The organism is Flavobacterium xinjiangense (assembly GCF_900142885.1).
Lineage (GTDB): Bacteria > Bacteroidota > Bacteroidia > Flavobacteriales > Flavobacteriaceae > Flavobacterium > Flavobacterium xinjiangense.
This window is the reverse complement of the sequence record NZ_FRCL01000005.1, coordinates 169,081-192,617: the sequence shown is the minus strand read 5'-3', so window position 1 is coordinate 192,617 and position 23,537 is coordinate 169,081. Positions and strand designations below refer to the sequence as shown.

Here is a 23,537-nt window from a genome sequence, read left to right as displayed (position 1 = left end):
ATAATTCTGTTTAGAAATACGGTTTTATAAACTAATCAATGGGTATCAAACTCGTGTACCATTTCGTTGGTCATAGACGGAAGGTTGGAAAACCTCTATGTACTTGATGCCATTTCGCCAACCTATCAAACTAGTAACAGTACTACTAAACAGAATTTATACATTACAAAAATACGATATATCTAACATCTGGCTTTGTAACTTAAGTTAATTTACACCGTTTTATACTTAGGACTATTTACGAAGTACATTTTCATCATTCCTCTGTTTTTCACTTCAATTTCTCCTCTATATTCACAATTAATAGTCTCTTTAATCAACTCATAGGTATTTTGAGATATATTGATTTTGCCTGGTTCTGAATTAGTTTCCATACGAGATGCAATGTTTACGGTGTCTCCCCAAATGTCATACGCAAATTTCTTCGTCCCAACGACTCCGGCTACTACCGGCCCGGAATTAATCCCGATGCGAATTTCAAAACGGGTATGATTTAGAGGATTATTATTTTTTGAATCCCTAACAAATTGGGCTATTTCAAAAGCGGCATGAATCATTTTAAAAGCATGATCGTCTGTTGGAAAAGGCAATCCTCCCGCACACATATAACAATCCCCGACCGTTTTGATTTTTTCTAAATCATATTTTGCCATAATTTCATCAAATTTCGAAAAATAATAGTCCACGCTTTCTACCAATTTCTCTGGTGATAACTTTTCCGCATAATATGTAAATCCTTCGAAATCAGTAAACAATACGGTAACCGATTCGAACTTTTTGGCTAGTACTTTCCCATTTTGTTTTAACTCATGCGCTGTTTCCTCAGGAAGAATATTAAGCAATAAGTGGTCTGACCGATTCTTTTCTTCTTCAATAATAACATTAGTTTTCTTTATGAATTTATAACGTCTGTACATTCCGAAGGCCAATAAAAAAACAAGTGCCGCTGAAACAGCAGATGAAATTGCCATAATCTGCCGGTTTTTCTTTCCCTGGTTTAGTAAATCGACTTCCGACTGTTTCTGGGAAACTTCATAATCCGTTCGCAAATCAGCCATTTGCTGAACAGATTTGAGATTAGTAACGCTATCCCTATAAGCAATATGATTTTTATAATATTTAAAGGATTCAGCAGTATTACCGGCTTTTTGATAGAGCTCAGAAAGTTTGAGATTTGAGTTACTGATTTGATCTTTCAACCCATATCTTTGGGCTAGTTCTAGACTTCTTTGCGCATAATTGAGTGCTGTAGTCCAATCATTCTGTTTTAAATAAATATCTGACATGTACGTCAGATAATCTGAAATGGCATAATAATCCTTTAGTTCTTCCAGTATTTTTATGGATTGACTAATATAATTCTTTGCCAATACATCCTTTCCCTGCTCTGCGTATACCATTCCTATATTTCCCAAGTTATAAGCTGTACCACTTAAATAATCAGCCTTCTTGAAAATTTCTCCTGATTCTTTAAAATAACGTAAAGCTAAATCATATTTCTTGTTTTTTGAATATTCGTCGCCTGCGTTGAGTAAAGCTGACGCTAAACCAATTGAATTGTCTGTTTTTCTTAATAATTTGATTGCTTTGTCGTAGTATATTTGGGCATTTTTAGAATTTCCCATTACTGAATATACATCCGCGATTGAAGAATATGCGGTCCCTTGTCCTATATTGTATTTTGCTTTAGTTGCTGCCTCTTCACTTTTGAAAAAAGCATCCAGCGATTTATTCAAATCTCCTAAGAGTCTGAGTTTATTCCCTTTTTGAAAATAGCCACGATGCAGATATAAATAGTTTTTTTCTAATTTGGAAAGTGCGATAAGTTCTTCTGCGTATTTTAAGGATAATTTGAGATTATTCACTTCATTAAAAGATAAATTCCTAAGTAATTCTAATTTTTCAGAATTATCAAGATTCCCTTCCTGATAAATTTTCACTAGGCTATCTGCCACTTTTTGCTCTTGGGCTGAAATACTTAAATGAAAAAAAAATACACAAAGGGAAACTGAAAAATAATATTTAAAAAAGGGTAGTTCCATTATGGATTTATCGCTAATTTCGGATCAATGCTAAAAATACCCGGTCGTCTAATGCCATTATTGAAAACGTTAAACATTATGGTATATTTTTCTGTTTCCCCACGGGCATTGTTTCGAACAGCGCCGGAAACTTTTTCCGGATGCTGCCCATTTCCAGATAAATTATCGTGACTAAAAACACTATTACCACCACTATGATTTATATTGGTAATATTGACCGTATCTAGCGGTGTTACGCTGGACACACCTTGCCAGATTACGGTATCGCCAGCATTTACCCTAGTTAAAAAATCTTCATTACTAATCCCTGGACCTTGTCCAAAATTACAAAAAGGATCAACATTTTGTACGGAAATTTGACTTGTGTCAACATTTAGATTGACGATTACATCTGCCATAATTGATATATTTAAAAGGTTAATAAAATCTAATTTAGAAAACTATTAATTTAAAAATGGCTGGGGAAACCAATGAAACAAAATCGAAGCTAACATACTAATTATAAGGTAAATATAATCAATATTTATCAAAATAAAGTAGTATATTTAAAGGATTTTAATCCAAATTCATCCTTATGAATATTGAACATCAACCTATTGACTGGAAGGAAATATTTCATCCTAAAAATATTGTTTTAAATTTTGTGGGTGTCGCATTTATTACATTGGCATTAAAAGGGTTTATGATACCCAATAAATTTTTGGACGGAGGGATTATAGGTATATCCATACTTATGCATGAAATCACCCATTTGCCATTTGGAATTCTGGTACTCAGCTTAAATCTGCCGTTCTTGTTTTTAGGAAAAAGGCTGCTGGGGAAAACATTTGCCATACAAAGTTTAATCACTTTTTTATTGATAGCAGCTGCTATGACCTTTATACATATCGATGCCGTTACTACAGATCGCCTTTTAATTGCCTTGTTTGGTGGTTGCCTTATAGGTATCGGGATGGGTTTGTGTATTCGAAGTGGTTCAACCGCTGATGGTGTAGAAATTCTTGCCTTATTAACTACCCGAAAAATTGGGCTTAATGTGTCAGAAGTCATTTTTGCTATGAACACCTTATTATTTCTGGCCGCTGCGTGGTATTTTGGAATTGCGACTGCATTATATTCGATAGTTACTTATTTTTCGGCCATAAAATCACTTGATTATATCGCCCAAGGTTTAGAACAATACACTTCCTTAAATATCATTTCATCCAAAAGTGACGACATTAAGGCTCTAATCGTAAAAAAATTCGGAAAAGGAATTACAGTAATTAAAGGCGAACGCGGCTATTTACCTGATACTTTCGATATGAAAACGGACTGCGATATCATTGTCACGGTAGTGACCCGACTTGAATTACTTAGAATCAAAGATGAAATAAGAAAATTAGACCCTAAAGCTTTTATGTTTATTCAATACATTAAAGAAGCGAGTGGAGGAATTCTAAGAAATAAGCAAAAACATTCTTAAATGAAATAATTATGACAGGAGGTTCAATGAAGAAAGTGAGTACTAATGCCCTATCCTAAAAAATCAATAGTATTTATATGAAAAACTGGAATGCATTGTCTATAAATGTCTTGGATTGTTTAAAATCCAGATTGTCACCATTTCTTATTTATCACCATTGGAAACATACACAACATGTGGTAAAAATAGCAGAATATATTGCTCAGCAAGAACATATAAATGAAGCTGACATACTACTACTAAAAACTGCGGCACTGTTTCATGATGCTGGATTTATCAACACTGGTACTGAGGGACATGAAGAAGAAGGCATTCGACTGGCTGAAAAAAAATTACCAGATTTTGGATACACCAAAAAAGAAATCGAAATCATTTCTGGCATGATCAGAGCCACTATAATACCTCAAAAACCAAAAACCAAACTAGAATGTATTCTTGCAGATGCCGATCTCGAATATCTGGGAACGGATAATTTTGAGCACATTGGGAACAAACTATACTTGGAATTAAAGCACTACAATCCTAATCTCAGCTTGGAGGAATGGAACGAAATACAAATAAATTTTCTGCAATCGCACTTTTATCATACTGCCTACTGCATTCACAATAGAACTGAAGGAAAAATAAAGAACCTTAATCAACTTATTAAACAAACCAAGAATTTAGAAAGATTGTAAAAATTGACCTAGTTTTGAGTAAACTAAGCAATGGCTGAATTTTTATTTTTAATACATGCCTAAAAGCAATTTTGAACGAATGTTACAATTGGCTGACGAAGTTTTCGCTGTCAAAAATGATCCTGAACAGCTTGATGTAAATCAGGAGGTGCTCGAGCGATTGATGCGAATACATCCCGCTACAGTTTCAGAATATGATGATGGAAATGGTCCAGTAGCATGGATTTTACTAATCCCTACCACGCTGGACTTCATGCATCAGTTTCTTGATCAGGCAATTTCGGAAAAAGAACTGTTTGAAAGAACACAATTAGATACCAAATATGAAGCGCTATACCTATGCTCCGCTCTAGTTTTAGAAGAATATCGAAGGAAAGGAATCGCAAAACGACTGACATTACAGGCAATTGAAAACATACGACAAGACCATCCTTTGAAAGCATTGTTTGTATTGACATTCAGCGAAGAAGGGGATTTTGGCGCCGAAGCGCTGGCCTGTTACACTTCATTACCATTATACAGGCGACCCAAGTAATTTCGAGCATTAAAACTGTTGCATTTTATTTATAGCATATTATTTGCTCAAAAAAATACAATTAACTAGATTTGGCTAACAACCTTATATCTAGCCTTAACAAATGAAAGACTTTATACTCTCGTTTTTAGCATTGATGCTCTTTGCAACTATCAGTTATGCTCAAAATAACATCGATAAAATCTCCGCCAAAGATGGAATCCATTATCTAACTACAACTATTGATTACCCCATAACCGGAACCTATTTATTTGAAGGAGCAGCAGAACCTATCGTGCAATTAAATCCAGATGGAACAGGGATTTTTCAGCTGGATGACTTATCAAAAACAACTATGATTTGGGGTATGGAATGCTTTGAAAACGGGACGCCCAAATACCAAAAAGGATTTAATTATGCGGTCTATACGCTTTGGTACAAAAACAAAGAAACAACTACTGGAAGTGAAACTAATGAAGGATGGATAAACGCGCATTTTTCTATTCACTTTGAAAAAAAGAAAATGTTTATTTTGGGAGACAGAAGTAAAGACTATGTAGAATAATTTTGCCAATTGGCGAATATATCCCCGTCACGTTGCTACAAAATCATAAAGCCGAAACAGTTTGTTTCGGCTTTATGATTTACAAAGAATGATTCTTTTATTGGCAATAATTATTTCTCCATGAGTTTCTCACTGTAGTAAGCAATTTCATCAACAATCAATCCTTTATCATTGAAAGTGTCAATAAAAAGTATTGGCATTACAATTTTTTTATTGTCTGATTTTCTGGTCATATTAAAATTCCACCAAGATTGCACCACTTTTGCATTACCCATCTCATAGTTTAAATAGTCAGGGTAGCCAACCACATCAATACTTGTAATGTCAAATTGTGCCATTAATTTTTTATCATTTTCTTTCATCTGATCCAAGGTCATGCTTTTTTCATCTGGAGCCATATTAATACTTCTGAATTTTGCCTCTTTATCGTAAAAACTATAGGATTTATCATAGTCTTTGTTTTCAAATGAATAGATCATGGCCCTAACCTTGTTAATATAGTCGTGATGATTGTATATCGTACCGTTTTTTCTTTCATCAGAACTGCTTCCAATTTCATCAAAAATACTATTGTTATTATATTTTGTAATTGATTTAATTTTATTGTTTTTATTCACCACAAATAATTGATGCAAAGGCATATCTATTTTTACGCCGGTTTTTTTATGCACTCCTTTTACATCTTCCCATGTCTGCACCCAAACAACATCTTTTTGAGCATCATCTATATATTCTAATGCATCCGGATAAGCTCCTGTTGAACGTTTGATACTTAGATAATCAATATTATCTTTCCAATACTTCACTCTTTTTAAAAAGGAGGCCTTATCTCCTGCTTTTTCATTCATGTCAGTGCCATTGAAAGATTTGAAATCATCAGCTAAAAAACTGGCTACCTTGTCAGCATCTCCGCTGACAAAAGCTTTAGTCATCGATTCAACCACATTAATTGCCGGATGATCCATATAAATAGTACCATTCGCTTTTTTTTGTGCGTAAGTGATGTAAGTAAAAACCACCATCACAATTAGTAATGCTTTTTTCATTTTTATACTGTTTTTAGTTAATACTACTATAAATATAGTTAATTTTATTTAAAAGCTTGACAATCAATAGTGTAAAAATTAATTTTATGTAATTAAATTAGAACTAACTGTAATCAGGCAAAATGATATCAGGTAATTTTAAAAAACACAGTATCACTAGCACTAAAGTTTGCATCGGAGCTGATATTGATATTTTTCTCTATAACACCACTTCATTATTACTATTTAAAGAAAACGATTTCGCTGAATATCAGCGTCGTTGTTTAATTTTTCCATTTAATTTTTGAAAAACAAAAATTATCGTTAATTTTTATTTAATTTGCGATAAAATTCAATTATTTTATAATGATAGCTATCACTCGCCTTTTTGATTTCCCTTATTACCAGCAAGAAAAATACACTAACATTCCGGATGCTTTAGTAAGTAAGCAGAACGGTGTTTGGGTAAAAACTTCTACTCAGGAATACATAGCCAAAGCCAATGCGGTTTCTAGGGCACTCTTGAGAATGGGCATTCAAAAGGACGATAAAATTGCCATTATTTCCTCCAATAACAGAACTGAATGGAATATTATGGATATTGGGGCTTTACAAACCGGAGCCCAAACTGTTCCTATTTATCCAACCATTTCTGAAGAAGATTATGAATATATCCTGAATCATTCGGGTGCTATTTATTGTTTTGTGTCGGATGCTGAGGTACTTCGCAAAGTTAATTTGATTAGAGATAAAGTTCCGAATCTAAAAGAAGTATACTCCTTTAATGAGATTGAAGGTTGTAAAAACTGGAATGAGTTATTGATTGTTGGTGTAGACACGGGAAATCAAAATGATGTTGAATACCGAAAAGGCAGTGTTAAAACAGAAGATTTAGCGACTATTATCTATACTTCAGGAACAACGGGAAGACCAAAAGGCGTCATGCTTTCACACAGAAATATTGTATCTAATGTTTTGGACAGTGCAACGAGAATTCCTTTTGAAGCAGGGAAAAGTCGTGCTTTGAGTTTCCTTCCTATCTGTCATATTTTTGAAAGAATGATTTTATATTTATACCAATATTATGGTGTTTCCGTATATTTTGGAGAATCAATTGATAAAATCAGTGATAATCTTAAAGAAGTAAAACCAACGGTAATTACTGCTGTACCAAGACTTCTGGAAAAAGTTTATGATAAAATTTATGCCAAAGGAACTGAACTAACAGGAATTAAAAAGAATCTTTTCTTTTGGGCTATTGATTTAGGCCTGAAATACGAGCCATACGGAGCCAACGGTTTTTGGTATGAAATGCAACTTAAAATTGCCCGAAAATTGATTTTCAGCAAATGGAAAGAAGGTTTAGGCGGGAATTTGGATTTAATGGTTTCAGGAAGTGCCGCTTTGCAACCCCGATTAGCCAGAGTTTTTGCAGCTGCAGAAATCCCCGTGATGGAAGGTTATGGCTTGACTGAAACGTCACCCGTAATATCCGTAAACGATATGAGAAACAAAGGTTTCAGAGTGGGAACTGTGGGGAAAGTAATTGATAATGTAGAGGTGATAATTGCTGAAGACGGCGAAATCCTTTGCAAAGGACCTAACGTGATGATGGGTTATTTTAAAGATGAAAAATTAACCAAGGAAGTAATCACCGACGGTTATTTCCATACTGGGGATATTGGGATTTTTGATGCTGATGGATTCTTGAAAATTACCGATCGCAAGAAAGAAATGTTCAAAACCTCAGGAGGAAAATACATCGCTCCACAATTGATTGAAAATACGATGAAACAATCCCGTTTCATTGAGCAAATCATGGTGATTGGTGACGGACAAAAAATGCCGGCTGCTTTCATACAACCTAATTTCGAATTTGTCAAAGAATGGGCTACTATTCACGGACTGGATATTGGAAAAAGCAATGAAGAAATTATCTCGAACGAAAAAGTGATTGAACGAATTCAGGGAGAGATTGATACTTTAAATGAAAAATTTGGTAACTGGGAGAAAATCAAACGTTTTGAACTGACGCCAGATGTTTGGTCTATAGAAGGCGGACAATTGACTCCAACGTTAAAACTAAAACGAAAAATAGTAATGGAAAAATACATTGATTTATTCCATAAAATATACAACTAACATTTTGTAAAACACTCCCGTTATGAAACTGAAAGTACTAATTTGCTCCGTTATAAGTGTATTCTTTTTTTCTAATTGCCAAGAAAAACATAAGGAAGATTCGATAAAAGCAAATTATTTAGATTTCTCTAAACGGGACGATCAGCTTACGGGCGGTATCAAAATGATTCCGATAAAGACACCAAAAGGCACTTTTAAAGTCTGGACAAAAACTGTTGGTAACAATCCAAAAATAAAAGTATTGCTGCTTCATGGCGGTCCTGGATTGACGCATGAATTGTATGAATGCTTTGATGGGTATTTCCCTAATGAAAGTATTGAATACATTTATTACGATCAATTAGGTTCGTATTACAGCGATCAACCCAATGACAACAGTTTGTGGACAAACGAACGTTTTGTGGAGGAAGTGGAACAGGTTCGCAAATCATTAGGTTGTGACAATACCAACTTTTATATTTTGGGGCAATCCTGGGGCGGAATCCTCGCGATGGAATACGCTTTGAAATACCAAAAGAACCTAAAAGGACTGATTATCTCCAATATGATGGCAAGCGCACCTGCTTATAACAAATATGCCGAAGAAGTACTGGGTCCAAAACTTCCAAAAGCAGTTTTTGATCAAATAAAAACATTTGAAAAGAATAAGGATTATACCAATCCAAAATACACCGAACTGCTTTTTAAATACTATTATACGGAACACATTTTAAGAATGCCTGTTGATCAATGGCCCGAATCCATAAACAGAGCTTTCAAACACATCAACTCAAATGTGTATGTGTATATGCAAGGACCAAGTGAATTTGGAATTACAGGAAATGCTTCTTTAAAAAACTGGGATGTCACTGCCAAACTTAAAACGATTAGTGTTCCCACGCTGGTTATTGGTGCCAAATATGACACTATGGATCCCAAGCACATGGAATGGATGTCTAAAGAAGTTCAAAACGGACGTTTCTTATTATGTCCCAACGGAAGCCACCTTTCGCAATACGATGACCCTACAACCTATTTTCCGGGCGTCATCAAGTTCTTGAAAGATGTGGATAACGGGGAGTTTAAAAAGGCTTAGAAAAATATTTATCATACAAAAAACCACGAATTGATGTTCGTGGTTTTTTGTTTTTAATTCATGACTATAATAATTCTCTAATCATTATTACAGTTCCTCCTTTGTCATACTGACGAAGGAAGTATCTCATCAACAGATTCGATAATTAATCCCACCAATTAAACTACAAATCCAATTATTTCTAATCTGCAGGTTTTGCGCGAGGGATGGAAGTGACATCCTTTTATGAAACCTGCGGAATAAAAGATACAACGAACAGCCCGACCAGGAGTTGCGAGGAGGAACGACGAAGCAAAATGGAGGGACGCGCCCAAAAAATTCGTTAAAATACCATTCAATTTGCGCAAATTCAGTGGTATTTATTTATATTTAGTACTTTTTAACAAAAAATAATTTAATTTATTATGCATGCATAGTATTTTTTTATTATATTTGAAATCGATATAGTTCCCTATGAAAGACAAAACAATAGATTACATACTACGAGCTACCTGGCAAGCGGTTGCCAGAATGTATAATGAAGAAGCTTCTAAATATGACGCGAGCATGGCCACCGGTTTTGCTTTGTTGAGTATTGACAAGGAAGGGGGAACACCCTCTACGGCTTTGGGCCCAAAAATGGGAATGGAAGCCACAAGTCTTACCAGAACCCTGAAATCTATGGAGGAAAAGGGATTGATCATAAGAAAGAAAAACCCTGAAGATGGTCGTGGTGTTTTGATTTACCTGACTGATTTTGGTAAAGAAAAAAGAGAATTATCTAAGAATACGGTTTTAAAATTTAATGAAACCGTGAAACAACATATCGCTGAGGAGAAGCTGCAGCATTTTATTGAAGTGGCCGAAACCATCAACGAATTAATTCTCGACAAAAACATATTTAATCACACTGAAAAAATAGAAAATGAAGCGCACAATTAAAAAAGTTGCAGTAATAGGATCCGGAATTATGGGTTCAGGAATTGCTTGCCATTTTGCCAACATTGGAGTTGAAGTTTTACTGTTGGACATCGTTCCAAGAGAACTTACCGAAGCGGAAGCCAAAAAAGGGCTGACTCTGGAAAGCAAAATCGTAAGAAACAGATTAGTGAATGAGCATTTAGCTAATTCCCTGAAATCGAAGCCATCGCCTATTTATAGTCAGAAATTTGCAAGCAGAATCACAACTGGAAATACTACCGATGACATGGCTAAAATTGCAGCTGTTGATTGGATTATTGAGGTTGTAGTGGAACGTTTGGACATCAAAAAAATGGTTTTTGAACAAATTGAAAAGTTCAGAAAACCGGGAACTTTGGTAACTTCAAACACCTCTGGAATTCCAATTCACTTTATGAGTGAAGGAAGAAGCGAAGATTTTCAAAAACACTTCTGCGGGACACACTTTTTTAATCCTGCGCGTTATTTAAAATTATTCGAAATTATTCCTGGCCCACAAACTTCAAAAGAAGTATTGGACTTCCTTACTAGATATGGAGAGAAATTCTTGGGTAAAACTTCGGTTGTCGCCAAAGATACTCCTGCGTTTATTGGGAATAGAGTTGGTATTTACGGGATTCAGAGTTTGTTTCATTTGGTAAAAGAATTGGGACTTACGATTGAAGAAGTGGATAAATTGACTGGTCCTGTTATTGGCCGTCCAAAATCGGCTACTTTCAGAACCGTTGACGTAGTTGGATTGGATACTTTGGTACATGTTGCCAACGGAATCTACGAAAACTGCCCGAATGACGAGCAACACGAATTGTTCAAATTACCAGATTTCGTCAATAAAATGATGGAGAATAAATGGTTAGGAAGCAAAACAGGTCAAGGTTTTTATAAAAAAGTAGACAAGGATATTTTGTCTTTGGATTTAGATACTTTAGAGTACCGTCCGGCTAAAAGAGCTTCTTTTGCAACTTTGGAACTGACAAAAACGATTGATAAACCAATTAACCGTTTTAAAGTTCTGGTAAAAGGAAAAGACAAAGCGGGAGAATTCTACAGAAAAAGTTTTGCCGGAATGTTTGCTTATGTTTCGAACAGAATTCCTGAAATCTCAGACGAACTATACAAGATTGACGATGCGATGAAAGCCGGTTTCGGATGGGAAAATGGTCCTTTCGAAATTTGGGATGCCATTGGTGTTGCAAAAGGAATCGAAATTATGAAAGCGGAAGGTCTTGAACCAGCTGCTTGGGTAAATGATATGTTGGCTTCTGGAAGTTCTAGTTTTTATTCTATTAAAGAAGGAGCAACTTTTTTCTACAATATTCCAACAAAATCACAAACTAAAGTTCCAGGTCAGGATTCATTTATCATCCTGAACAACATACGCGAAAGCAAAAAAGTGTGGAGCAATAGCGGAGCAATTATACAAGATTTAGGAGACGGAATTTTGAATTTAGAATTCCAGTCTAAAATGAATACGATTGGCGGTGATGTTTTGGCAGCCATCAATAAAGCGATTGACTTATCTGAAAAAGAATATCAAGGTCTGGTTATTGGAAATCAAGCAGCGAATTTCTCTGTGGGTGCCAATATCGGAATGATTTTCATGATGGCAGTTGAGCAAGAATATGATGAGCTGAACATGGCGATCAAAATGTTCCAAGACACGATGATGCGCGTACGTTACTCCGGAATTCCAGTTGTGGTTGCGCCACACGGAATGACTTTTGGCGGTGGTTGTGAAATGAGCTTACATGCCGATAAAGTAGTTGCTGCAGCGGAAACGTATATGGGATTAGTGGAGTTTGGTGTTGGAGTAATTCCAGGTGGTGGAGGTTCGAAAGAATTGGCATTGCGTGCATCCGATTTATTTCATAAAAATGACGTGGAGTTGAATGTATTGCAAGAATATTTCTTGACAATTGCTATGGCAAAAGTGTCTACTTCAGGATACGAAGCTTTTGATACCGGACTTTTACAACAAGGGAAAGATATCATCGTAGTGAACAAAGACCGTCAAATTGCGGAAGCGAAGAAACACGCTTTATTAATGGCCGAAGCGGGTTACACACAACCGATTCGCAGAAGTGATGTGAAAGTTCTTGGAAAACAAGCTCTTGGAATGTTCTTAGTAGGAACTGACCAAATGGAAGCCGGAAAATACATCTCTGAACACGACAAAAAAATCGCTAACAAACTAGCTTATGTAATGGCTGGTGGTGATTTATCAGAACCAACTTTAGTAACCGAACAATATTTATTGGATTTGGAACGTGAAGCTTTCTTGTCATTGTGTACGGAAAGAAAAACATTGGAGAGAATCCAATTTATGTTAACCAAAGGGAAACCTCTAAGAAACTAAAAAAATGAAAACAGCCTATATAGTTAAAGCATACAGAACAGCCGTGGGGAAAGCCCCAAAAGGTGTGTTTAGATTTAAACGTCCTGATGAATTGGCAGCAGAAACGATTCAGTTTATGATGAATGAGTTGCCTGATTTCGACAAAAAACGTATTGATGACGTAATGGTAGGAAATGCGATGCCGGAAGCAGAACAAGGACTAAACGTGGGACGATTAATTTCCTTAATGGGATTGAAAATCGAAGATGTTCCGGGTGTAACCGTAAACCGTTATTGCGCGTCAGGATTAGAAACTATTGGTATGGCTACAGCCAAAATCCAGTCGGGAATGGCGGATTGTATAATTGCAGGTGGAGCCGAAAGCATGAGTTTTATTCCAATGGGAGGTTATAAACCAACTCCGGATTATGCTGTTGCAAAAGCTGGAAACGAAGATTACTATTGGGGAATGGGACTAACTGCGGAAGCGGTTGCCAAACAATTCAATGTATCTCGTTCGGACCAAGATGAGTTTGCTTATAACTCACACAAGAAAGCCCTTAAAGCGCAAGCCGAAGGTAAATTTGACAAACAAATTGTTCCTATTACTGTGGAACAAACGTTTATCAATGAAAATGGTAAAAAAGAAACTAAATCATATATCGTAAATAAAGATGAAGGTCCTAGAGCAGGAACTTCTGTAGAAGCTTTGGCAGGTTTAAGACCGGTTTTTGAAGCTAACGGAAGTGTAACTGCTGGAAACTCTTCTCAAATGAGTGATGGAGCAGCATTTGTTCTAATCATGAGCGAAGAAATGGTAAAAGAATTGAACCTTACTCCTATCGCCCGTTTGGTAAACTTTGCATCAGCTGGAGTGGAACCAAGAATTATGGGAATTGGACCTGTAAAAGCAATTCCAAAAGCATTGAAGCAAGCGGGATTAACCTTAAACGATATTGATTTAATTGAGTTGAATGAAGCTTTTGCATCACAAGCATTAGCCGTAACGAGAGAATTAAACCTAAATCCTGATATCATCAATGTCAATGGTGGAGCGATTGCATTAGGTCACCCACTGGGTTGTACCGGAGCAAAATTGTCTGTTCAATTATTTGACGAAATGAAACGCAGAGGAAGCAAATACGGAATTGTAAGTATGTGTGTGGGAACTGGTCAAGGTTCAGCAGGGATTTACGAACTTTTGTAGTCATAGATTTCCATCCGTTAACTTAGGATTTAGAACATTAACAACAACATCAAAAAAATAAAAAAATGGCAGATACAATTGAAAAAAACGTAACCCGTGGTGGTCAGTTTTTGGTTAAAGAAACAAAGTGCGAAGATATCTTTACTCCGGAAGATTTTTCAGAAGAGCAATTAATGATGCGTGACTCTGTAAAAGAGTTTGTAGATAAAGAATTATGGGCACACAAAGATCGTTTTGAGAAAAAAGATTATGCGTATACTCAAGAAACCATGAAAAAAGCAGGTGACTTAGGACTTTTAGGAGTTGCTGTACCTGAAGCTTATGGTGGATTAGGAATGGGATTTGTATCTACCATGTTAGTTTGTGATTATATTTCGGGAGCAACGGGATCCTTCTCAACTGCTTTTGGAGCACATACCGGAATTGGAACAATGCCAATCACTTTATACGGAACAGAAGAACAAAAACAAAAATACGTTCCTAAATTAGCTTCTGGAGAATGGTTTGGCGCGTATTGTTTAACAGAACCAGGCGCAGGATCTGACGCTAATTCTGGAAAAACAAAAGCAGTTTTATCTGAAGACGGAAAATATTATTCTATCACAGGACAAAAAATGTGGATTTCGAATGCAGGATTTTGTTCTTTATTCATCGTTTTTGCTCGTATTGGTGATGATAAAAATATTACTGGTTTTATCCTGGAAAATACCGCTGATAACGGAATTTCAATGGGTGAAGAAGAGCATAAATTAGGTATTCGTGCTTCTTCTACTCGTCAGGTTTTCTTCAATGAAACGAAAGTTCCGGTTGAAAACATGCTTTCTGAAAGAGGAAACGGTTTTAAAATTGCCATGAATGCTTTGAATGTGGGTCGTATCAAATTAGCAGCAGCTTGTTTGGACGCGCAAAGAAGAGTAATTTCTGGATCTGTGCAATATGCAAATGAAAGAATCCAGTTCAACACTCCAATTTCTCAGTTTGGTGCGATTCGTGCTAAATTAGCTGAAATGGCAACGAGTTGTTATGCTGGTGAAAGTGCTTCTTACAGAGCAGCAAAAAATATTGAAGATAGAATTACAGCTCGTGAAGCTGAAGGTACTACACATCAAGAAGCAGAATTGAAAGGTGTTGAGGAATTTGCTATCGAATGTTCTATTTTAAAAGTAGCTGTTTCAGAAGATGTTCAAAATTGCGCTGATGAAGGAATTCAAATCTTTGGTGGAATGGGATTCTCTGAAGACACACCAATGGAAAGTGCTTGGAGAGATGCGCGTATTGCTCGTATCTACGAAGGAACTAACGAGATCAACAGAATGCTTTCTGTAGGTATGTTGATTAAAAAAGCGATGAAAGGTCATGTTGATTTACTGGGACCTGCATCAAAAGTACAAGAAGAATTAATGGGAATTCCATCATTTGAAACTCCTGACTATTCTGAATTGTTTGCTGAGGAAAAAGAAATGATTGGCAAATTGAAAAAAGCATTCTTAATGGTTGCTGGTGGAGCTGTTCAAAAATACGGTCCGGATTTAGATTCACACCAACAATTATTGATGGCAGCTTCGGATATTTTGATCGAAATCTATATGGCTGAAAGTACTATTCTTAGAACAGAAAAATTAGCGAAAAAAGAAGGAGAAGCTAAAGTACAAGAGCAAATTGCCATGGCAAAATTATATTTATACAAAGCGGTAGATATCGTTACTCAAAAAGGGAAAGAAAGTGTTATTTCTTTTGCTGAAGGAGATGAACAACGTATGATGTTAATGGGATTACGTCGTTTTACAAAATACACGAACATGCCAAATATTGTAGCCTTAAGAGAAGCAATTACTTCAAAATTAGTAGAGAAAAATGAATACTGTTACTAATTAGAAAATAGTTTTTAGTTGAATTTATTTGTTTAAAAAACCGTCAAGTTGAAATAACTAGACGGTTTTTTTATATAATAAATTTAAAAATTATTGTATTTCCTTTTTTTCTATGGGTCTTATTTCTCCAATATAGGAAATTATACTGCGATTATTGGAATTAATGGAAAGTGATGCACTACCATCAAAAAAAACAGAGAGAAACATCGTATATACATCATTTTGCCCTTTAACTACTGCTTTTATTTGATATGCTTTCTTTTCTTTTTTAAAAGTATATTCCAGTGGTTTTCCTTCAAAATTTAATCCTCCATCGCTGCGATAGGCAACACCACTATAAGCTGTCCCAAAAAAAGGCATTTCGCTTTTGATAAAATCAGGTTGAAATTTTATATAATTGGGATTTGTCGTTAAATCTACACTACTGAATCCCTGAGGCGAAGCATTTCTTGCTACAAAAACGAATTCTTTGGAATTTACCAAAATCTCCGTCTGTTTTTGTTTTTCAATATTACGAGCTTCCCTTAACTGTTTTCTAGTTTTTTCCTGAGCAAAACTCATCGTAACAACAAGTGAAAGCAACAATACTAAAAAGATATTTTTTGTTTTCATGATTTCTATTTATTTGATTTAAATCATTCTTTAAGCAATAAACAATAAGATCCATAAAAAGACCAATAGGAATAAATACCTCCCTATTTTTTCTCAAAACGCATCATTGCAATATCTCCCATGATAAAATTCAAGGTTTTTCCATCTTCGGAAATAGAATAAGAATCAATTTTTTGAAGTGTTGACATATAAACCTCTTCCCCTTGAATATCCATACACATCATCTTAGTCATTGCAATTGGATCTTTGAAACTGATTTTATTTCCATCAACGTTTAATTTTCCACTGTATCTGTTGCAACTGGCGTCACCGGACACTCTGTTTTCTTTCACATCAAAAATAATAGTTGGCTTTTTGTTTGGATACAATCCTCCAAAAGCAATTCTTGGTCCTGTAATATAATTCAATTCCCAAGTTCCCTCAAGTGAGGCTGTTGTAGCACTTGATGTTTTAATTGAATTGCAGGAAATAAATGCCAAGCATAAAATAGTTAGCGATAAAATTATTTTTTTCATGCGTCTGTTTTTTATTGAAATGAAATGTTATCAATAACGTTGCCAAAACATTAAGATTTGCGTAAAATAATAGCTCTGAAAAAAAATCAAATTGTAACTTCCTTACTGTTAATAGCTAAAAAAAAAGTATCTTATTTTTTAACTTCGATCACCTCTACTTTGATACCAACAGCGTATGCATTCGGAATAATTTTATCACCATGCACGTTGGCATAAACCTTTGTAAATTCGGCACCAAAATACAAAATGATGGCAGAATAATATACCCATATTAAAATGATAATTACGGAACCGGCGGCTCCATAAACGGTTGCTACAGTTGAACTTCCTAAATAAAAACCGATAGCAAACTTACCAAACATAAAGAAAAAAGAAGTGAAACTAGAACCAATTATGGCGTCCTTCCAAGCAATGTAACCATCGGGAAGCGTTTTAAAAATAATGGAGAACAGTATAGTGGTTGTGGAAAATAAAATCAGAATATTAAATACGTAAAATAAATAAACGGTTAAGTCCGGAAAATATCGCAATAATCGCTCATTGATAACATCCATAACGGTATTGACCGTTAAACTGACCAACAATAAAAATCCAACAGACGCAATCATTGAAAATGACATGATTCTATTTTTGATAAACTTCATAATACCCTTATTTGGTTTTGCTTTTAATCCCCAAATAAAGTTAATGGAACTTTGTATTTCTGCAAATACACCGGAAGCGCCTATTAATAGCATAATCCCTCCAAATATCGCAGCAAAGGTATTGCTATCCGTCAGCTCTATATTTTTAATGGTTGCCTGAATTTGCAGCGCTGCCTGATTCCCAACCATTCCGTTAATCTGACCAAAAAACCTCCCTGTAACAGCCTCACGTCCAAAGAAAAAACTAAAAATTGACAAAATAATAATTAATAATGGTGGTAATGAAAATATAGTGTAATAGGATAATGAAGCGCTTAATTTAATAGCATTATCATCATCAAATTCCTTATATGTTCGTTTTAATAATTCCCAACCAGATTTTGCTGCTTCTTTACGATTCATAATAAAAAATATTTTGTCTTTATCAAAAGAAAAAAAAACGATTTTCTTTCTCAATAATTATTCTTTGGCAAATTGGATGTTGACCAACTAAGGATGGCATAATAAACTGCTATCAAAAATACAAACTTTATGTATTGAAATTAAAAATTCTTTTTGTAAAATTCACAGCAGAAAGTGGCGCTATAAAGCGATAAAAAATCAATAAGCTTAAATTGCAATTTTATGTTTTCATTCGGGTATTTTTGTTAAAAATGGAGTAACTTTACGTAATAAATTTTTTATAATAAAAACTCAATATGAAAAAAATAACACTTTCAATTGCGCTAGTTTTATCTGTTATGATTGGATGCAAAACGAGCAGTAGTTCAAATGATTCTAAAAAATTAGACCTTACCTTTGAACCAAAAAGCAATAGTACTGTTTCTGGAACAGCAACTTTTACAGAAAAAAACGGTAAAGTCACTTTCGTCGCCAAATTAGCAGGACTTACACCTGGAGCGCATGCGATACATATTCATGAAAAATCAGATTGTTCAGCTGCCGATGGAAGTTCCACAGGCGGTCATTGGAACCCAACATTCAAAAAACATGGAAAATGGGGAGTTGGCGAACATCATAAAGGAGATATAGGAAACTTTACAGCAGATGAAAAAGGAAATGGAACGATTACTATAACAACGGATGAATGGTGTATTGGCTGTGGAGATGCAACTAAAGATATCATAGGAAAAGGGCTTATTGTTCATCAAGGGACTGATGATTTCGTTACACAACCCACAGGAAACGCCGGAGGAAGAGTAGCATGTTCCGCTATTATTAAATAGTTTTTAAAAATTTTAATTGGAAGATAAAGAACACCATTATTTCAAAAACACAAAAGAATGGCGTGATTGGTTGAATGAAAATCATCACGCTTCAAAAGGCGTGTATTTAATTTTTTATAAAGTTGGGAGTGAATTTGAAAGTATGCGATGGGAAGAGGCAGTGCAAGTTGCCGTTTGTTTCGGGTGGATCGATTCCACAGTAACAAAAATGGACGAAGAACGGCGTAAACAGGTTTTTTCACCCAGAAAAGATAAAAGTGTTTGGAGTAAGCTCAATAAAAAATATATAGAAAAACTCATCCAAGAAAATTTGATGCACGAAAGTGGATTAGCAAAAGTTGAAATAGCTAAAAAAAATGGATCGTGGACCTCATTAGATGCTGTAGAGGATTTGATTATTCCATCCGATCTAGAAATAGCATTTAATAACAATAGTTTTGCATTCGAAAACTATAAAAATTTTAGTCCATCCTACAGAAAAAGTTATCTCTATTGGCTCAATCAAGCCAAGAGAGAAAAAACAAGAAATATTAGAATCACTGAAATTATAAATCTCTGCTCCCAAAATAAAAAAGCCCGTGATTAATATTTCCAATAAGTAATTAAAACTTAACCTAAACTTTTCTACATAACTATAAAAAAACATAGCTTTGTAGCTTCAAATTAAAGCAATGATTAACCCTTCGGCGTCCGGTTGGATAGATAAATTTTTTATAGAACAAAAATTTTCACTAGAGAATGCTTCTCAGACCACTGATACCTTTTACCATCAGGTTAGAGAAACAGGATTTATATATGGACACATAATCTCTTTTGAAACTAAAAGTCCTATTGAAACCAAAGGCTGGTTCAAGCAAGAGATTTCTAAAGTTGCTTTATTAAATACCTTATACGCTACTTTTTGCTCTACGGAAAAAGAAATTAGTCCGGAAAATTTCATCAAACAAACTGTTGCTTTTTACAATCAAATGAATCCTCAGGGATTTAACATCTTTAAGAAAATATTACCTAAAAATTCGCCTTCGCTTACTCTCGAAAAAATCATTGATGAACGCGTTCAAACTAATGATACAATCATCAGTAAAAACTTTTCGCATCTGGTAACAAATGCCTTATTGTTTATTGATGTACTGGCGTTTCGCCAATATTTAATTCATGGATCCATCCCTGAAAAATATCTAAAAAAAATTGAGGAAACGGTTGTTAATATTGTAACACTGGCATTGAAAGTAAAGTCCAACAAAACGCAATATGATGACTTATTGATTAAGCTTTTTGAAGCTTCGATACGTTACAGTAAATTTTCGAAGAATTCAGTTCAGAATTTAGAAACAATCCAATTGGATTATTTTACAAATGACCTTGAGAAATACTATCTTATTGATGTTGCTGGAATGGCTTTATGGAGCGATGGAAAAATAGAAAATAACGAAGCCTATTTTTTACATTCTTTAGCGAATGTCCTATCCGTTTCAGAAGAATTTGTCGATCGCAGTATTAGCAGTACCAATCTCTTTATTACAAAACATAAAAAGGATATCCCTTACTTTAATTATTCGAATCCTGTTAAGCATTTTTACGACCATACCACCCAAAGTGTTGTCACCCTAATCAGTCGCAATAAAAAGCGATTGGTCAAGGAGATAGTCCAAAGCAAAGAATTAATGGTATTGCTGGCCTATTCCACCCGAAGAGATTTAAACGAAAAAGAAAAGAAAAAAGTTAAGAAACAAATATTGGATATTTGTAAAACCATACCTTCATTGACTATATTTTTACTCCCTGGAGGAAGTTTACTCCTTCCTATTTTGATTAAATTTATCCCAACGCTTTTACCTTCGGCATTTAATGAAAATCTGGAAGAAATCGAATAATAAAAAAGCCGCTCGAGAGCTACACTTGGAAACAAGTTTGTAATAGGGATGAAGTAGATTCACACTGATTTTTAAGTTGATATTAAAAAGTCAAACACGAATTTCACGAATTTACACGAATTGTGCAAATTTGTGAAATTCGTGTTTAATATCCAATCCGGTTTTGGGTCCATACCGAAGGCTCGAGAGCGGCTTATATTTAAAATTTCAATTGGTATACTTCATCCAAATCATTATTGGAACTGATATTAACTTCTAAATCAGTAACAAAACCTGAATTTAGACCATAAGCCCAACCGTGTAAAGTCAACTCCTGACCATTTTTCCAAGCCGATTGTACTATAGAAGTTTTAGCCAAATTGAAAACTTGTTCTTTTACGCTGATTTCAACAAATGTGTTAAAACGTTCTGTTTCATCTTCGATAGAATCTAAATAATTGCTATGCAAACGATAAACATCTTTTATATGGCGAATCCAGTTGTCAATAATTCCGATGGAGTCATTGCCCATAGCCGCTTTTATACCACCACAACCATAATGACCACAAACTAAAACATGTTTTACTTTTAAAACATTAACGGCATAATCCAGAACACTTAACATATTCATATCAGAATGTACGACCATATTGGCAATATTTCTGTGAACAAAAACTTCACCTGGTTTTGCACCCACTATTTCGTTAGCAGGAACCCTACTATCTGAACAACCTATCCACAATAAGGGCGGAGTTTGTCCTTTGGCTAAATCTTGAAAATAATTTGGATCGCTTGCTAAAGAAGTTTCGACCCATTGCTTATTATTATCTAATATTTTTTTATAAAAATCATCCATTATTTTAGTTTTTAATATTTTTCAAAACTTTAAAAAATTGTCCTTTAATCATGTAAAGTAACAGAATTTAAACGTTTGTACATAATTAGTTTGTTTCTTTATTCTGGAAATACTTCTGCTTGCACTTCCTTTTTTACCATTTTTCTTTTTGCAAAGTCATAATAATGCTCGATTGTAACATGATTTTGTGTCTCCGAAGTATTTTCTAATTGATATGCTTTTTTAAACCCTTTTAGCTTGACTTTTATATTATTATCAATGGCTCTTGTGGTTTTAAATTCGTGAATCAAGTCTAAAATATCATGCGCAATATAAACGGTATCCTTCGCATCAATAACTACTTTTGAGTTTTCTGGAATATCATTTAAGGTCAGTTTTATTGCCGCTTTGTTTAAAAAAGAAACTTCTTGAGCCAAATCAATATGAATCACATCGCCATCTGCATATTCTTCTTTTCTAAAACTATACGCTCGTTTGAGGTTTCCTTTTAAAACAAAAATAATACTAATAACAATTCCTAATGCCACTCCTTTCAACAAATCAGTAAAAACAACAGCCAATAATGTTGCTATAAAAGGAACAAATTGGTATTTTCCTTTTTCCAAAAAATGTAAGAATGTCGCTGGCTTGGCTAATTTATATCCAACTAATAAAAGAATTGCCGCCAAAGTAGCCAAGGGGATTTTATTCAAAACAAACGGAATTGTAAGCACACTTATCAATAGAAAAAGTCCATGAATAATAGCTGACATTTTCGATTTAGCTCCAGAATTATTATTTGCTGAAGTACGTACAATTACAGATGTCAGCGGTAAACCTCCTAAAAGAGAACTTACCATATTTCCAATTCCTTGGGCTTTCAGCTCTACATTGGTATCTGTATATCGTTTCTGAACATCCATTCTATCAGCTGCTTCAATACTCAATAAAGTCTCAATCGAAGCTACAATGGCAATAGTTAAAGCAATTACCCAAACTTTAGGATTTGTTACTCCTGAGAAATTTGGCGTTACTATAATAGACTTAAATTCTTCTAAGCTTCCAGGAACAGGCAGGGAAACTAAATGTTCTTTTGCAATAGCTAATGTACTTCCTGCAGCAGTAAAAACTTCATTTAAAATCACTCCAACAACTACCGCTACAAGCGCACCAGGAATTAATTTTAATTTTTTCAAAAAAGGAACTTTATCCCAAGCAATCAATATTATTAATGACAGAACTGTAATTATTATTGAGCCTAATTGAATATAATTAAAGATACTAAATAATGAGGATAACGTGTCGCTCCCGTCCAATTGTAGAAAGGATTGATCTCCTTCAAAATCACTGTCATAACCGAAAGCATGAGGCAATTGTTTTAGAATAATAATAATTCCAATACCGGCTAGCATTCCTTCAATAACATTCGTAGGAAAATAATTTGAAATACTTCCCGCTTTGACAAATCCTAATACCAACTGTATTAAACCCGCAATAAAAACCGCGGTTAAAAAAACATCAAAAGCTCCTAAATCTGTGATTGCTGTAAGAACAATGGCAGTTAAACCCGCTGCCGGGCCAGAAACACTTATGTGTGATGTACTTAAATATCCCACCACTATTCCTCCAATAATTCCCGAAATAATTCCTGAAAATAAGGGAGCACCTGAAGCCATTGCAATACCTAAACACAATGGAAGCGCCACCAAAAAAACCACTAAACCAGACGCAAAATCAGATTTAAGGTTAGCAAAAAGATTGATTTTTTTTGTCATAATACCGAACTAAAATTTAACACAAAGAGTTTGTCACATTGAAAAATGTGAAAATTTGATTTCATAAAAATAAAATCAACATTGTATTAAACCTGGTTTGGCGGGGGAATAAATATGGTCGAGGTTATTTTATCATGTTTTGATAAATTCTCGGAAAAGATAAGACTTGACTTGTAACTCAACTCAGGTAGATCTTCAAATGAAATATGGGAAATAAAAA

21 protein-coding genes are annotated in these 23,537 nt (G+C 34.7%); 13 read left to right on the top strand and 8 right to left on the bottom strand.

What is annotated here, in order from left to right:
* Positions 1-212 precede the first annotated feature (212 nt).
* Both BUC23_RS08135 and BUC23_RS08130 read right to left on the bottom strand, forming a co-directional pair.
* Positions 213-1,955, bottom strand: a complete 1,743-nt coding sequence (locus tag BUC23_RS08135) for an adenylate/guanylate cyclase domain-containing protein (protein ID WP_244153786.1) — start codon at positions 1,953-1,955, stop codon at positions 213-215.
* Positions 1,956-2,041: 86 nt separating this feature from the next.
* On the bottom strand, positions 2,042-2,440 hold the full coding sequence (locus tag BUC23_RS08130; protein WP_073208218.1) for a hypothetical protein: 399 nt from the start codon (positions 2,438-2,440) through the stop codon (positions 2,042-2,044).
* A gap of 176 nt (positions 2,441-2,616) precedes the next feature.
* Between BUC23_RS08130 and BUC23_RS08125 the strand changes: the two genes are divergently transcribed.
* The 4 genes from BUC23_RS08125 to BUC23_RS08110 all read left to right on the top strand — a co-directional run bounded on the left by BUC23_RS08125 (position 2,617) and on the right by BUC23_RS08110 (position 5,263).
* The gene (locus tag BUC23_RS08125) at positions 2,617-3,507 is read left to right on the top strand and encodes a YitT family protein (RefSeq protein WP_073208214.1); all 891 of its coding nucleotides are present in this window, start codon (positions 2,617-2,619) and stop codon (positions 3,505-3,507) included.
* A gap of 77 nt (positions 3,508-3,584) precedes the next feature.
* On the top strand, positions 3,585-4,184 hold the full coding sequence (locus tag BUC23_RS08120) for an HD domain-containing protein (protein ID WP_073208211.1): 600 nt from the start codon (positions 3,585-3,587) through the stop codon (positions 4,182-4,184).
* 55 nt (positions 4,185-4,239) lie between these two features.
* Positions 4,240-4,719 carry a GNAT family N-acetyltransferase gene (locus BUC23_RS08115; RefSeq protein WP_073208208.1) on the top strand — a complete coding sequence of 160 codons (480 nt, stop codon included), beginning with the start codon at positions 4,240-4,242 and terminating at the stop codon, positions 4,717-4,719.
* Positions 4,720-4,822: 103 nt separating this feature from the next.
* On the top strand, positions 4,823-5,263 hold the full coding sequence (locus BUC23_RS08110; protein WP_073208205.1) for a hypothetical protein: 441 nt from the start codon (positions 4,823-4,825) through the stop codon (positions 5,261-5,263).
* A gap of 110 nt (positions 5,264-5,373) precedes the next feature.
* Here the strand turns inward: BUC23_RS08110 and BUC23_RS08105 are convergent, their stop codons facing one another.
* Positions 5,374-6,309, bottom strand: a complete 936-nt coding sequence (locus BUC23_RS08105; protein ID WP_073208202.1) for a nuclear transport factor 2-like protein — start codon at positions 6,307-6,309, stop codon at positions 5,374-5,376.
* 345 nt (positions 6,310-6,654) lie between these two features.
* Between BUC23_RS08105 and BUC23_RS08100 the strand changes: the two genes are divergently transcribed.
* From BUC23_RS08100 to BUC23_RS08075, 6 genes are all read left to right on the top strand, one after another.
* The gene (locus BUC23_RS08100) at positions 6,655-8,430 is read left to right on the top strand and encodes an AMP-dependent synthetase/ligase (RefSeq protein WP_073208198.1); all 1,776 of its coding nucleotides are present in this window, start codon (positions 6,655-6,657) and stop codon (positions 8,428-8,430) included.
* 22 nt (positions 8,431-8,452) lie between these two features.
* Entirely contained in the window at positions 8,453-9,505 is a 1,053-nt protein-coding gene (locus BUC23_RS08095) for a proline iminopeptidase-family hydrolase (protein WP_073208196.1), read from the top strand.
* A 453-nt stretch (positions 9,506-9,958) separates the two neighbouring features.
* A complete protein-coding gene (locus tag BUC23_RS08090; RefSeq protein ID WP_073208193.1) occupies positions 9,959-10,426 on the top strand; it encodes a MarR family winged helix-turn-helix transcriptional regulator in 468 nt (155 codons plus the stop codon).
* Positions 10,410-12,800, top strand: coding sequence for a 3-hydroxyacyl-CoA dehydrogenase/enoyl-CoA hydratase family protein (locus BUC23_RS08085; RefSeq protein WP_073208190.1), 2,391 nt, complete (start codon positions 10,410-10,412; stop codon positions 12,798-12,800). Before BUC23_RS08090 ends, BUC23_RS08085 begins: the two co-directional genes overlap by 17 nt.
* A gap of 4 nt (positions 12,801-12,804) precedes the next feature.
* Positions 12,805-13,986 carry an acetyl-CoA C-acyltransferase gene (locus BUC23_RS08080; protein ID WP_073208187.1) on the top strand — a complete coding sequence of 394 codons (1,182 nt, stop codon included), beginning with the start codon at positions 12,805-12,807 and terminating at the stop codon, positions 13,984-13,986.
* Positions 13,987-14,051: 65 nt separating this feature from the next.
* Positions 14,052-15,857 (top strand): acyl-CoA dehydrogenase family protein, encoded by a 1,806-nt coding sequence (locus BUC23_RS08075; RefSeq protein ID WP_073208183.1) that lies wholly within the window; start codon positions 14,052-14,054, stop codon positions 15,855-15,857.
* 90 nt (positions 15,858-15,947) lie between these two features.
* On the opposite strand, the gene BUC23_RS08070 is transcribed toward BUC23_RS08075, so the two are convergent.
* The 3 genes from BUC23_RS08070 to BUC23_RS08060 all read right to left on the bottom strand — a co-directional run bounded on the left by BUC23_RS08070 (position 15,948) and on the right by BUC23_RS08060 (position 18,030).
* Positions 15,948-16,469, bottom strand: coding sequence for a DUF4251 domain-containing protein (locus BUC23_RS08070; protein WP_073208180.1), 522 nt, complete (start codon positions 16,467-16,469; stop codon positions 15,948-15,950).
* An 83-nt stretch (positions 16,470-16,552) separates the two neighbouring features.
* A complete protein-coding gene (locus BUC23_RS08065) occupies positions 16,553-16,984 on the bottom strand; it encodes an META domain-containing protein (RefSeq protein ID WP_073208177.1) in 432 nt (143 codons plus the stop codon).
* Positions 16,985-17,115: 131 nt separating this feature from the next.
* Entirely contained in the window at positions 17,116-18,030 is a 915-nt protein-coding gene (locus BUC23_RS08060) for a YihY/virulence factor BrkB family protein (protein ID WP_073208454.1), read from the bottom strand.
* A 296-nt stretch (positions 18,031-18,326) separates the two neighbouring features.
* On the opposite strand from BUC23_RS08060, the gene BUC23_RS08055 reads away from it, so the two are divergent.
* The 3 genes from BUC23_RS08055 to BUC23_RS08045 all read left to right on the top strand — a co-directional run bounded on the left by BUC23_RS08055 (position 18,327) and on the right by BUC23_RS08045 (position 20,728).
* Complete coding sequence (locus BUC23_RS08055) at positions 18,327-18,854, top strand: superoxide dismutase family protein (protein WP_073208174.1); 528 nt, start codon at positions 18,327-18,329, stop codon at positions 18,852-18,854.
* Positions 18,855-18,870: 16 nt separating this feature from the next.
* Positions 18,871-19,440: a YdeI/OmpD-associated family protein gene (locus BUC23_RS08050; RefSeq protein WP_073208170.1), complete on the top strand. Its 570-nt coding sequence runs from the start codon at positions 18,871-18,873 to the stop codon at positions 19,438-19,440.
* An 85-nt stretch (positions 19,441-19,525) separates the two neighbouring features.
* Positions 19,526-20,728 (top strand): LETM1-related biofilm-associated protein, encoded by a 1,203-nt coding sequence (locus tag BUC23_RS08045; RefSeq protein WP_073208167.1) that lies wholly within the window; start codon positions 19,526-19,528, stop codon positions 20,726-20,728.
* A gap of 199 nt (positions 20,729-20,927) precedes the next feature.
* Here BUC23_RS08045 and can read toward each other — a convergent pair whose 3' ends face one another.
* Together can and BUC23_RS08035 are read right to left on the bottom strand one after the other, a co-directional pair.
* Positions 20,928-21,563 (bottom strand): carbonate dehydratase, encoded by a 636-nt coding sequence (gene can / locus BUC23_RS08040; protein WP_073208164.1) that lies wholly within the window; start codon positions 21,561-21,563, stop codon positions 20,928-20,930.
* A gap of 98 nt (positions 21,564-21,661) precedes the next feature.
* Complete coding sequence (locus BUC23_RS08035) at positions 21,662-23,317, bottom strand: SulP family inorganic anion transporter (protein ID WP_073208162.1); 1,656 nt, start codon at positions 23,315-23,317, stop codon at positions 21,662-21,664.
* Positions 23,318-23,537 lie beyond the last annotated feature (220 nt).

Coding starts and splice junctions, on each gene's coding strand:
- BUC23_RS08130 (WP_073208218.1), bottom strand. CDS start 2,440: ATGGCAGATGTAATCGTCAATCTAAATGTTGACACAAGTCAAATTTCC.
- BUC23_RS08125 (WP_073208214.1), top strand. CDS start 2,617: ATGAATATTGAACATCAACCTATTGACTGGAAGGAAATATTTCATCCT.
- BUC23_RS08120 (WP_073208211.1), top strand. CDS start 3,585: ATGAAAAACTGGAATGCATTGTCTATAAATGTCTTGGATTGTTTAAAA.
- BUC23_RS08115 (WP_073208208.1), top strand. CDS start 4,240: ATGCCTAAAAGCAATTTTGAACGAATGTTACAATTGGCTGACGAAGTT.
- BUC23_RS08110 (WP_073208205.1), top strand. CDS start 4,823: ATGAAAGACTTTATACTCTCGTTTTTAGCATTGATGCTCTTTGCAACT.
- BUC23_RS08105 (WP_073208202.1), bottom strand. CDS start 6,309: ATGAAAAAAGCATTACTAATTGTGATGGTGGTTTTTACTTACATCACT.
- BUC23_RS08100 (WP_073208198.1), top strand. CDS start 6,655: ATGATAGCTATCACTCGCCTTTTTGATTTCCCTTATTACCAGCAAGAA.
- BUC23_RS08095 (WP_073208196.1), top strand. CDS start 8,453: ATGAAACTGAAAGTACTAATTTGCTCCGTTATAAGTGTATTCTTTTTT.
- BUC23_RS08090 (WP_073208193.1), top strand. CDS start 9,959: ATGAAAGACAAAACAATAGATTACATACTACGAGCTACCTGGCAAGCG.
- BUC23_RS08085 (WP_073208190.1), top strand. CDS start 10,410: ATGAAGCGCACAATTAAAAAAGTTGCAGTAATAGGATCCGGAATTATG.
- BUC23_RS08080 (WP_073208187.1), top strand. CDS start 12,805: ATGAAAACAGCCTATATAGTTAAAGCATACAGAACAGCCGTGGGGAAA.
- BUC23_RS08075 (WP_073208183.1), top strand. CDS start 14,052: ATGGCAGATACAATTGAAAAAAACGTAACCCGTGGTGGTCAGTTTTTG.
- BUC23_RS08070 (WP_073208180.1), bottom strand. CDS start 16,469: ATGAAAACAAAAAATATCTTTTTAGTATTGTTGCTTTCACTTGTTGTT.
- BUC23_RS08065 (WP_073208177.1), bottom strand. CDS start 16,984: ATGAAAAAAATAATTTTATCGCTAACTATTTTATGCTTGGCATTTATT.
- BUC23_RS08060 (WP_073208454.1), bottom strand. CDS start 18,030: ATGAATCGTAAAGAAGCAGCAAAATCTGGTTGGGAATTATTAAAACGA.
- BUC23_RS08055 (WP_073208174.1), top strand. CDS start 18,327: ATGAAAAAAATAACACTTTCAATTGCGCTAGTTTTATCTGTTATGATT.
- BUC23_RS08045 (WP_073208167.1), top strand. CDS start 19,526: ATGATTAACCCTTCGGCGTCCGGTTGGATAGATAAATTTTTTATAGAA.
- can (WP_073208164.1), bottom strand. CDS start 21,563: ATGGATGATTTTTATAAAAAAATATTAGATAATAATAAGCAATGGGTC.
- BUC23_RS08035 (WP_073208162.1), bottom strand. CDS start 23,317: ATGACAAAAAAAATCAATCTTTTTGCTAACCTTAAATCTGATTTTGCG.